The sequence below is a fragment of the Streptomyces flavofungini genome, assembly GCF_041028215.1.
Classification (GTDB): domain Bacteria; phylum Actinomycetota; class Actinomycetes; order Streptomycetales; family Streptomycetaceae; genus Streptomyces; species Streptomyces flavofungini_B.
The window spans coordinates 1-11,194 of sequence record NZ_JASKYR010000257.1; the positions used below are offsets into that span (position 1 = coordinate 1).

Genomic DNA, 11,194 nt, shown 5'->3' on the forward strand with positions numbered 1-11,194 from the left:
GGCGCTCGGCCCCCTCGCCCCCCACCTCGCCCCYGCGGGCCGCGAGGCGCTGCTCCTCCAGGGCGCCCGCATCGCCCTCGCGGACGGCCCCTACACCCCGGCCGAACGCGACGTCCTCACCACGGCGGGCTGCGCCCTCACGATCTGCTCCGAGGACGTCACCCGCCTCCTGGTGGCGGCCCGCACGCCGTCCTGAACGACGCCTTCCGTACTCCCCGGGGAGTAATTCCCGCCCCCCGCCTCCCGGTGGTGTAGCGCCCGACTCGGCCTCGGGCCGGACGGATCGCCGCGCGCACCCCGGCAGGGTTGACCCCGACACGTCACCCCTGCCGAAGGAGGCCCGTCATGGGGGCCGCACCGACCACCGCCGCGCCGCGCCGCCGAAGGCGCGCCGTGCCCTGGGTGTTCCTGGGGCTGTGGACCGTCCTGCTCGCGCTCGCCTCACCGTTCGCCGCGCAGCTCGCCGACGTCCAGCAGGACCGGGCCGTCGACTACCTGCCCGCAAGCGCGGAATCCACCGAAGTCGCGGACATCCAGGACCAGTTGCCCGGCGGCCAGGCCACCGAACTGGTGCTCGTCTACCACCGCGACGGCGGGCTGAGCGCCGCCGACCGCGCGACCGCCCGGCGGCAGATCGCCCGCATCGCCGAGGAGCACCGGCTCGCGGCCGAGCCCAGGGGAGTGCCCTCCAAGGACGGCACCACCCTGATGTACCCGGTCGTCAGCACCGAGCCGGGGCAGGACGAGGAGAAGCGGGACGCCCTCGTCGACGCCGTACGCGACACCGCGCGCGGCTCCGGCGGCCTGAGCGTCGACGTCGGCGGTCCCGGGGCACTCAGCACCGACGCGAGCAAGGTCTACGACTCACTCGGCGGGCCCCTGCTCTACACCACCGCGGCCGTCGTCGCGGTCCTGCTCGTCCTCATCTACCGCAGCCCGTTCCTCTGGCTGGTGCCGCTCGCCGTCGCGGGCGTCGCCGACTACCTCGCGATGGCCGTCGCCTACGGACTCCACCAGGGCTTCGGCACCTCCGTCAGCGGCCAGAGCTCCGGCATCATGACCATCCTCGTCTTCGGCGCGGGCACCGACTACGCCCTGCTGCTCGTCTCCCGCTACCGGGAGGAACTCCGCCGCTTCGAACGCCCGTACGACGCCATGGCCGCCGCCCTGCGCGGCTGCGGACCCGCCGTGCTCGCCTCCTCGGGGACCGTCGCCGCGGGCCTGCTCTGCCTGCTCGCCGCCGATCTCAACAGCAGCCGCGGCATGGGCCCGCTCGGCACCGTCGGCGTGCTCTGCGCGCTCGTGGCGATGCTGACGCTGCTGCCCGCCGTGCTCGTGCTCCTCGGGCGGCGCGTGTTCTGGCCGCTCATCCCCGCCTTCGGCAGCGCCCCCAGGCAGCGGCGCGGCCTCTTCGCCGCGATGGGAGCGTCCGCGGGGCGCAGGCCGCGCACCGTACTCGCGGGCGGCGCCGTGCTCCTCGGAGCCCTCGCGCTCGGCGCGCTGAACCTGCCGGGCGCCCTCAAACAGGAGGACTCCTTCACCAGGACCCCCGAGTCGGTGACGGCCATGGAGACGCTCGCCGCCGCCTATCCCGAGCGGGGCACCCGGCCCCTCACCGTCATGGCCCCCGCCGACCGCGCCGATGAGGCCCTCGGCACGATCCGGGACACCCGGGGCGTCGACTCCGCCGAGCGGGGGCGCACCGGCGAGGAGTGGACCGAGATCTCCGTCATCGCGGCGTCCGCGCCCGAGTCGGCGGGGGAGAGGGCCGCCATCGAGGCCCTGCGCGACCGCCTCGACGGCTCCTACGTCGGCGGCGCCAGCGCCCAGCAGCTCGACCTGAGGGACACCAGCGACCGCGACCGCGCCCTCGTCGTGCCCCTCGTGCTCGCCGCTGTCCTCCTCGTCCTCGTCGCCCTGCTGCGCAGCCTCGTCGCGCCGCTGCTGCTGCTCGCCGCGGTCGTCGCGGTCTGGGGCGCCTCGCTCGGCATCGCGGGACTTCTCTTCGAGCCGCTCTTCGGCTTCGAGGGCACCGACCCGGGGCTCGGGCTGCTCTCCTTCGTCTTCCTCGTCGCGCTCGGGGTCGACTACGGGATCTTCCTGATGCACCGCATGCGCGAGGAGTGCCTGAACGCGGCCGAACCGGGGACGGCCGCGCTCACCGCACTGCGCACCACGGGCGGCGTCATCGCCTCCGCGGGCCTGGTGCTCGCGGCCACCTTCGCCGTGCTCACCAACATGCCCCTCGTCCAACTCGTCGAGCTGGGCTTCGTCATCGCCGTCGGCGTCCTCCTCGACACCTTCCTGGTGCGTACGTACCTGGTGACGAGCGCGAGCGTGGCGCTCGGCAGGAAGGTGTGGTGGCCGGGGCCGCTGTCGAAGGCGCCGCCGGCGCCCGCGCCCGAGCCGGAACGGCAGCCCGCGGCCACCACCTGACGGAGGATGGGACCGTGGACGCGACCCGGGACCCGGACGGAAGCACCTCTGCCCTCGCCGGGTTCCCCGGGCCGCGCCGACAGCCCGGCAGCCCGGCCCCCACCCTGCGCGGCGACGTACTGCTCGCCGCCGCGGCGGCGGTCAGCGCCGTGGTCCTCGGCGCGGGCCCGCGCCCCGACGGCCGCGCGCTCGACGCACTCGGCTGGACGCTGCTGCTCGCCGCGCACGTCCCGGCGGTGTGGCGCCGCCGCGCCCCGCTGCTCTCCTTCGCCTGCCTGGTCGTCCTCGTCGCGCCCTACCACGCGCTGGACTACGACCACACGGCGCCGATGGCCGTCTCCATGCTCGGCCTCTACACCGTCGCCGTGACCGGCGGCCTCCTGCGCACCGCGCTCATCGGCTCCGCCGTCATCGGCCTGATGCTGGCGGTGAAGTTCGGCCAGGGGCTCGCCGAGGGCAGGGACGCGCTGCGGGTCACCGGCTGGATCGTGGCGTTCCTGCTGATCGGCGTCTACGTACGGGTCCACCACCAGTACATCGCCTCCGTCGTCGAGCGCGCCGAACGCGCCGAGCGCACCCGTGAGGAGGAGGCCCGCCGCCGCGTCGCCGAGGAGCGGCTGCGGGTCGCCCGCGACCTGCACGACCTGCTGGCCCACAGCATCACCCTGATCGGCGTCCAGACGTCGGTGGCCGCGCACGTCCTGGCCGCCGACCCCGACCGCCTGGACCGCGCGGCCGTCGCCAAGGCCCTCGACGACGTGGCCGACACCTGCCGCGCCGCCCGCGGCGAACTCCGCGCCACCCTTGAGGTGCTGCGGTCCGGCACCGACGACGGGGCACCGGAGGCCAGGGGCCCGCTGCCCGGCCTCGACGGCCTCCCCGACCTCGCCGAGGCCGCCCGCACCGCGGGGGCCCGCGTCGAGCTGACCGTCGGCCCGCGCGAGGCACCGCCCGCCGTGGGCGCCGCCGCGTACCGCATCGTGCAGGAGGCGCTCACCAACGCCGTGCGGCACGCGGGCCCCGGTCTCACCGTGCGCGTGGACGTGACCACGCGGGACGCCGCGCTCACCGTGACGGTCACCGACGACGGCGACGGCGGACGCCAGGAGCCCGCGCACGCACCGGGGTTCGGACTCATCGGCATGCGGGAGCGGGCCCGCACGGTCGGCGGCACCCTGGATGCGGGCCCCCGGACCGAGGGCGGTTTCATGGTCCGCGCGGTGCTGCCGCTCGCACCCGCCGCTCCGGGAGGCCTCATATGACGATCCGTGTCCTGCTCGCCGACGACCAGACGCTGGTGCGCGCCGCGTTCGCGATGCTCGTCGAATCGGCGCCCGACATGGAGGTGGTGGGGCAGGCGGGCACCGGCCGCGGCGCGGTCGCCCTGGCCCGTGCCGAGCGCGCCGACCTGGTCGTCATGGACATCCGCATGCCCGACCTCGACGGCATCGAGGCCACCCGGCTGCTCGCCGCCGACGAGGACCTCGCGGGCGTGAAGGTCCTGATGCTCACGACGTACGACACCGACGAGCACGTCGTCGACGCGCTCCGCGCGGGAGCCTCCGGCTTCCTGGTCAAGGACACCCGGCCCGCCGAACTCCTGGACGCCATCCGCACGGTCGCCGCGGGCGACGCGCTCCTCTCGCCGGGCCCGACCGCCCGCCTCATCGCGCGGGTGCTCCGGGCGCCGGACACGGCGGGCCTCGCGGTGCGCGGCGGCCCCGAGGGGCTCTCGGAGCGCGAGCGCCAGGTCCTCGCGCTCGTCGCCAGGGGCCTCAACAACACGGAGATCGCCGAGACCCTCGGCCTCAGCCCGCTCACCGCGAAGACCCACGTCAGCCGCATCATGGGCAAGGTCGGCGCGCGCGACCGGGCCCAGCTGGTGATCGTGGCGTACGAGACGGGTCTGGTCGCGCCGGGGACGTGAGGCGGGTCCCGGACCGGGAGAGACCCCGGGCCGGGAGCGGCGCCGCTACAACAGCCCTGCTGCGGCCAGGTGCTTGCCCACCCTCTTCGTCTCCTCCGGGGAGAGCGGGATCTGCGGGTCCGCCGTCGCGGGGCAGGCGATGACGCCGCGCAGGTGCAGCGCCGCCTTGAAGGCGCCGAGCGCCGACGAAGCGCCGCCCATCCGGGCCGGATCGCCCACGGCCGTCATGCGGAACAGCGCGCACAGCCGCTCCTGTTCGGCCCGCGCCCGCGCCCAGTCGCCCTCGCGGCCGGCGCGGCAGAGGCGTACGTACCCCTCGGGGTCGACGTTCCCGAGGCCGGGCACCACCCCGTCGGCGCCCATGGCGAGCGCCGCGTCGGCCGTCAGCTCCGACCCGGTCAGCGCGCTGAAGACGCCCGGCAGCGCCCGCTTCCCGACGACGACCGCACGGAAGCCGCCCTCGTCGCCGCTGGAGTCCTTCAGGCCCGCGAGCACCCCCTCGGCGGCCAGGCCGAGCACCGTCTCCGTGCTCAGCTTCGTGTGCACGCCCACCGGCAGGTCGTAGGCGATGACCGGCACCCGCGAACCCCGGGCGACGAGCTGGAAGTGGCGCCGGACCTCGGCCGGGTGCGTGCGCGTGTAGAAGGGCGCGGTGACCACGGCGGCGTCGGCGCCCGCCCCGGTGAGCGCCCGCACATGGTCCAGGACGCGGGGTGTGGTCATGTCGATGGCGCCCGCGAGCACGGGGAGCTGCCCGGCCACGTGCCGGACGACCGTGTCGAGCACCACGGCCCGCTGCCGGTCGGTGAGATGGGCGGCCTCCGAGGACGTGCCGAGCACGAAGAGGCCGTCGACGCCGCCCGCGACCAGGTGGTCCACGAGCCGCACGAGCGAGGCCGTGTCCACCTCGCGCTCGGGTGTCAGGGGGGTGCAGACGGGCGGTACGACACCGCTGAGCGGGGCCGGAAGAGTCATGGGCGCTCCCTGGTGGCTGGTGCGGGGGCCGTGGCGGCGGCCTGGACGACGAGCTCGTGGGTCGACTCACCCTCCCCTACGGGGTGGTGGCAGCGGAACGTGTGCGCGGGCCCCGCGTCCACGGCCTCCGGCATGGCGGCGGCGCACGCCTCGTCCGCCTTCCAGCAGCGCGTACGGAACGGGCAGCCGCTCGGCGGTCTGGTCGCCGACGGCACGGGCCCCACCAGCGGGATCGGGTCGATGGGGTCGAGCAGACCGGGCGTCGCGGAGAACAGGGCGCGGGTGTACGGGTGCCAGGCGCGGTCCAGGATCTCGGCGGCCGGTGACTCCTCGACGATCCTGCCGAGGTACATGGTGACCACGCGGTCGCTCATCCTGCGGACGGTCTGGATGTCGTGCGACACGAACACCAGGGCGAGGCCGAGGCGTTCCTTGAGGTCGAGGAGGAGGTTGAGGATCTGGGCGCGGACGGAGACGTCCAGGGCGCTGGTCGGCTCGTCGGCCACGATGAGCTCCGGCTCAAGGGCCAGCGCCCGCGCGATCGCGACGCGCTGCCGCTGGCCGCCGCTGAGCTGGCCGGGGAGGCCTTCCGCCAGGCCCGGCGGGAGACCCACCAGGTCCATCAGCTCCCGTACGCGGTCCGCCCGCTCAGCCGGGGTGCCCCGGCGGTGCACGTCCAGGGGGTCGCGGAGGATGCGGCGTACGGGGAGTCTGCGGTTCAGGGCGGTCGAGGGGTCCTGGAAGACCATGCCCGTGCCGGTGCCGATCGCCTGGCGGCGGGCGGCCGGGGTCATGGTCCACAGGTCCTCGCCCCGGAAGGTCACCGTGCCGGTGGTCGGCCGCTGGACGCCCACCAGGGCCTTGGCCAGGGTCGTCTTGCCGCAGCCGGATTCTCCTACGATGCCGATGGTCTCGCCGGGGGCGATGGTCAGGTCCGCCCCGGTGAGCGCATGGACCTTGTCCCGCGACCAGAGGGTGCCGGTGCGGGCCTTGTGCACGATGTGGACTGCGTCCAGCTTGACCAGGGGGGTTGTCATTCGGCTTGCCCTTCGTGGGGGCTGGTCGCGCAGTTCCCCGCGCCCCTGGGGGCGCCCCTCCGGGGCTGCCCTCCGAGGTCCGCCGGGTGATGGCATGCCGTCGCGTGGGCTCTGCCGCCCCTCAGCTCTGGTACCTCGTATCGGCACACCTCGCTCGCCAGCGGGCATCTGTCCGCGAAGCGGCAGCCCTTCGGGAAGTCCGCCGGGGACGGGACCACGCCCCTGATCTGGGTGAGGCGCCGGGCCGCTGACTCCAGGGAGAGGACCGAGCCGAGCAGGCCCCGGGTGTAGTGGTGGGAGGGGGATTCGACCAGGTCCGCCGTGACGCCTGTCTCGACGATCTGGCCGCCGTACATCACCACCACGCGGTCGGTGACGTCGGCGACGAGGGCGAGGTCGTGGGAGACGAGGATCAGGGCGAAGCCGAGTTCCTCGCGGAGGCGGAGCAGGAGCTGGATGATCTGGGCCTGCACGGTGACGTCCAGGGCCGTGGTGGGCTCGTCGGCGACGATCAGCTTCGGGTCGCGGGAGAGGGCCATGGCGATCAGGACGCGCTGGCGCTGGCCGCCGGAGAGTTCGTGGGGGTAGCTGCGCAGGGTGCGTTCCGGGTCGAGGCCGACCAGGGAGAGGAGTTCGGGGGCGGTGCGGCGGCCTCCTCTGCGGACGACCTGCTTGAGCTGGGCGCGGACGGTCATCGCGGGGTTCAGGGAGGACAGGGCGTCCTGGTAGATCATCGCCATGTCGTGGCCGAGGAGGCGGCGGCGCGCGCGCATGGGCAGGCCGGTGAGCCGCCGGCCGTCGAAGGTGATGTCGCCCCGCACCCGGGCGCCCTTCGGCTCCAGGCCCATCACCGTCAGGGCGGTCAGCGACTTGCCGCAGCCCGACTCGCCGACCAGGCCGAGTACCTCGCCGGGACGTACGTCGAAGCTGATGCCGTCGACGATGTCGACCCCCGCGTGCCGCTCGGGGAAGGAGATCCGCAGGTTCTCGACGGCGAGCACGGGGGTGCCCGTCGGGAGCGGGCGGGCCCGGGAGCGCAGGCGGGCCGCCGCCTCGGTCAGGCCGGGGAGGGGCAGGATCTCGCCGCTGCCCGGTTCCGGGGCCTCCAGGGGGGCCCTCGGAGAGGACGTTGAGGGAGAGCACCGTGATCAGCATGAGCAGGCCGGGGAAGACCGTCGCCCACCAGCCGCCGATCAGGACCATGTTCTTGCCGTCGGCGATGACGCTGCCCCAGGACGGGTCAGGCGGCCGGACGCCCGCGCCGATGAAGGAGAGCGAGGCCTCGAAGACGATGGCCTCGGCGACCTGCACCGTGCAGAAGACGAGGATGGGCGCCGCGCAGTTCACGGCGACGTGGCGGATGAGGATGTGCGGGGTGCGCGCGCCGATGACGCGCTCGGCGCTCACGTAGTCCTCCCCGTACTGGTCGAGGACGTTGGCCCGTACGACGCGGGCGATCGGCGGGGTGAACAGGAACGCGATCGCGCAGATCAGCACGGTGATGCCGCCGCCGAAGACCGCGACGAGCACGGCGGCGAGCGCGATGCCGGGGAAGGCCATGACGACGTCGAGGGAGCGCATCAGCGTCTCGTCGACGGCCTTGCGGGACGTCGCGGCGACCGCGCCGATGACCGCGCCGACGAGGAGGGCGAGCAGCGTGGCGCCCAGGCCGATGGCGAGGGACCAGCGCGCCCCGTACATGAGCCTGCTGAGGATGTCGCGGCCGAGGCTGTCCTGGCCCATCCAGTGCTCGGCGGAGGGGTGTCCGGTGCCGTCGGTCTGCGGCTGCTGGTCCAGGGGGTCGTGGGGGGCGATGAGCGGGGCGAGGAGGGCGACCAGGACGACCAGGCCGACGACGCCGACCGCGATGCGGGAGGGGACGGGGAGCGTCCGCAGCGACCGGACGCGGATGCCGGGCACGGCGAGGCGCTCGGTCAGCGATCTGCGCGTGGAGTACATCAGCGGGCCTCTTCGGTAAGTCGCGCGGCCATCAGGCGGAGCCCCGCAGCCGGGGGTTGACCAGCAGGTGCAGGATGTCGATGACGAGGTTGACGACGACGAAGCCGACGGCGGTGGTGATCACGACGCCCTGCACGACGGCCGGGTCGCCGTTCTTGACCGCGTCGATCATCAGCTTGCCCATCCCGGGCAGCGAGAAGATCGTCTCGATGACGACGGCGCCGCCGAGCAGATAGCCGACGCGCAGACCGAGCACGGTGAGCGGGTTGATGAGGGCGTTGCGGAGCACGTTGCGGCCGACGACGACCACCGGGGGCAGGCCGTTGCCGATGGCGGTGCGGACGTAGTCCTTGTCGAGCTCCTCGACCACGGAGGTGCGGATGATGCGGGTGAGGCCCGCCGCCACCGGCAGGGAGAGCGCGAAGGCGGGCAGCGTCATGCACCGCAGCCAGCCGGTGAAGGAGTCGGCGGGGTTGATGTAGCCGCCGGTCGGGAACCAGCCGAGGTCGACGGCCAGGTACTGGATCATCAGCAGCGCGAGCCAGAAGCCGGGCGCGGCGACCCCGGTCAGGGAGAGGACGCGGATGAGCTGGTCCGGCAGCCGGTCGCGGTGGATGGCCGCCGTCACGCCGAGGGTGAGCGAGAGGACCACGGCGATGCCGAGCCCCAGGAAGGTGAGCTGCATGGTGAGCGGCAGGGCGGTCATGACCTGGTCGAGGACGGGGGAGCGGTTGAGGACGCTGATGCCCAGGTCGCCCTGGAGCAGGTCCCCTACAAAGGCGATGTAGCGGACGGGGAGCGGATCGAGCAGCCCGTTCTCCTCGCGGAACCGGTGCAGTTGCCCGGGGGTGGGGTTGGCGCCCTGGAAGAACGCGGAGGCCGGGTCGGTGTCCGAGAACCGCATGACGAGGAAGACGAAGAGGACGATGCCGAGGAGCAGGGGGACGAGCAGGGCGATGCGGCGGGCCAGAATCCTGACGACTGCGGTCACGCGTGCGGCTCCCTCATCAGGCCCATTTGGCCTTGAGCAGGTTGATCCCGGGGTAGGGCTGGGCCTGGACGCCGCTGACCTTGTCGGGGTCCCAGGCCGTCATGAGTTCGTTGTGCACGACCGGGTAGAGCACGGCCTGCTCGGCCACGGTGTCGATGCAGTCCTGGATCATGGCCCGCTTCCTGGCCGCCTCCGGCTCGCGGGTGGCCCGGTCCATGTCCCTGAAGAGCTTCTTGGCGACAGCGTTGTCGGCCCAGCGCGCGTAGCCCATCCAGATGTTCTCGGGGCCGTAGTTGTAGCGCATGATCAGATCGGCGTCGAGGCCGAACTGGTTGGGGTTGGACGCCGCCGCGACGACCTGGAAGTCCTTCTGCTGGTCCAGCTTGGTGAAGACGGCGGTGGTCTCCTGCGGGTCGAGGGTGACGTCGACGCCGAGCTTCTCCCAGCCGTCCTTGACGGTCGGCAGGCAGTCGACGATCCAGCTCACGTTGACGGCCATGAGGTTGATGCTCAGCTTGCTGACACCGGCCTCCTTGAGGAGCTTCCTCGCCTTCGCCAGGTCGTAGCCGTAGACCGTCTTCGCGGGCCGGTAGGAGGGGTTGGACTCGTTGAGGAAGGAGGTCGAGGCCTTGCCGTGGCCGCGGAGGGCGGCCTCGATCATCTTCTCGCGGTCGATGGCGTGGTGCAGGGCCTGGCGCACGCGTACGTCGTCGAAGGGCTGGTGCGCGGTGTTGAAGAGCAGGAAGAGGTTGTTCATCCCGGCCCCGCCCTCGACGGTGAGGCCGCCCTTCTTCAGCTGTGTGATGTTGGCGTAGGGGATGTTGTCGGAGATCTCCGCGTCCGCGCCGGAGCCGGAGATCTTCGCGACGCGCGGCGCGGCGTCCACGATCGTCAGCCAGTTCATCTTCTTGAAGGCGGCCTTGCGGGGGCCGTTGTAGTCCGCGAACGCGGCGAAGGTGGTGTTCGACTTCGGGTGGTGCGCGGTCATCCGGTACGGCCCCGAGCCCACCGTCTTGCCCTTGGTGGCCTCGTCCCAGGCGCCGGGCGCGCCGAAGACGTGCTTCGGCATGATCTTGGCGAGGGAGAGGCGGGCGGCGCCGTCCGGGAAGGGGAACTTCAGGATCAGCTCCACGGAGTCCGCGCCGGTCTTCCTGACCTCCTTCAGCCAGCTCTCGAAGAAGCCCTTGGCCAGGGTCTGGGTCTTCGGGTCGAGGATGCGGTCGAAGACGAACACGACGTCGTCGGCGGTGACGGGCTTGCCGTCGTGCCACGTGGCGCCGGGACGCAGCGAGAACTTCCACGTGGTCGCCCTGAGGTCGCCGGGGACCTCGGTGGCGAGCGCCGCGTACGGCTCGCGGGTGATCGGGTCGGTGCCGAGCAGCCCCTCGTAGATGTGTTCGTTGCCCGCCATGGCGAAGGCGGACGCGGTCTGGGTCGGGTCCCAGCTCCCGTCGTTGCCGTAGCCGATGACGGCGGTGAGGGTGGCGTCGCCGCCCTGGCCGCCGTCGCCGGTCTCGTTGGTCGACTCCGGGCCCGAGGAGCAGGCCGCGAGGGTGGGCCCGAGGGCGGCGGCGGTGCCGAGCGCCCCGGTGTACCTGAGGAAGGACCTGCGGTCCGGTGCGGATGGGGGTCCGGGCCGCGTGCCGTGCCGCGACGCGCTCGGAGGGGTCGGATCGCTCACTGTTTCTCCCTGCCTGCCGGAGGAGATCCCACGTCCTACGTCATGGGTGGCGTGGCGACCATAGGAGCGGGCAGAAGCCCGGTCAAGGGCTCGCACAAGGTGTCGGCGAGGCAACGCCGCAGGGTCACCCTGTGAAACGCCCGCACCCCCCGCGCCCCCGGCTTTGTATCCTCGGCGGGCGGTACCCA

Annotated in this window: 8 protein-coding genes and 1 pseudogene; 4 read left to right on the forward strand and 5 right to left on the reverse strand. The window is 73.2% G+C overall.

Annotated features, from left to right (window positions below):
• The 4 genes from AB8Z36_RS19015 to AB8Z36_RS19030 all read left to right on the forward strand — a co-directional run.
• The coding region (locus tag AB8Z36_RS19015; protein ID WP_369214528.1) for a TerB family tellurite resistance protein at window positions 1-196 on the forward strand (196 nt) is incomplete at its 5' end.
• Window positions 197-345: 149 nt separating this feature from the next.
• A complete protein-coding gene (locus tag AB8Z36_RS19020; protein ID WP_369214529.1) occupies window positions 346-2,436 on the forward strand; it encodes an MMPL family transporter in 2,091 nt (696 codons plus the stop codon).
• Between the two features lie 14 nt (window positions 2,437-2,450).
• Complete coding sequence (locus AB8Z36_RS19025) at window positions 2,451-3,698, forward strand: sensor histidine kinase (RefSeq protein WP_440581951.1); 1,248 nt, start codon at window positions 2,451-2,453, stop codon at window positions 3,696-3,698.
• Window positions 3,695-4,363, forward strand: a complete 669-nt coding sequence (locus tag AB8Z36_RS19030) for a response regulator transcription factor (RefSeq protein WP_369214530.1) — start codon at window positions 3,695-3,697, stop codon at window positions 4,361-4,363. The genes AB8Z36_RS19025 and AB8Z36_RS19030 overlap by 4 nt, the downstream gene beginning before the upstream one ends.
• Before the next feature lie 45 nt (window positions 4,364-4,408).
• Here the strand turns inward: AB8Z36_RS19030 and AB8Z36_RS19035 are convergent, their stop codons facing one another.
• The 5 genes and pseudogenes from AB8Z36_RS19035 to AB8Z36_RS19055 all read right to left on the reverse strand — a co-directional run bounded on the left by AB8Z36_RS19035 (window position 4,409) and on the right by AB8Z36_RS19055 (window position 11,006).
• Window positions 4,409-5,338 (reverse strand): dihydrodipicolinate synthase family protein, encoded by a 930-nt coding sequence (locus AB8Z36_RS19035; RefSeq protein WP_369214531.1) that lies wholly within the window; start codon window positions 5,336-5,338, stop codon window positions 4,409-4,411.
• Entirely contained in the window at window positions 5,335-6,375 is a 1,041-nt protein-coding gene (locus AB8Z36_RS19040; RefSeq protein WP_369214532.1) for an oligopeptide/dipeptide ABC transporter ATP-binding protein, read from the reverse strand. Before AB8Z36_RS19040 ends, AB8Z36_RS19035 begins: the two co-directional genes overlap by 4 nt.
• Window positions 6,372-8,334, reverse strand: a pseudogene (locus tag AB8Z36_RS19045) (dipeptide/oligopeptide/nickel ABC transporter permease/ATP-binding protein). Before AB8Z36_RS19045 ends, AB8Z36_RS19040 begins: the two are co-directional and overlap by 4 nt.
• Before the next feature lie 31 nt (window positions 8,335-8,365).
• The gene (locus AB8Z36_RS19050) at window positions 8,366-9,325 is read right to left on the reverse strand and encodes an ABC transporter permease (RefSeq protein WP_369214533.1); all 960 of its coding nucleotides are present in this window, start codon (window positions 9,323-9,325) and stop codon (window positions 8,366-8,368) included.
• Between the two features lie 16 nt (window positions 9,326-9,341).
• Window positions 9,342-11,006 (reverse strand): ABC transporter substrate-binding protein, encoded by a 1,665-nt coding sequence (locus AB8Z36_RS19055; protein ID WP_369214534.1) that lies wholly within the window; start codon window positions 11,004-11,006, stop codon window positions 9,342-9,344.
• Between the last annotated feature and the right edge of the window lie 188 nt (window positions 11,007-11,194).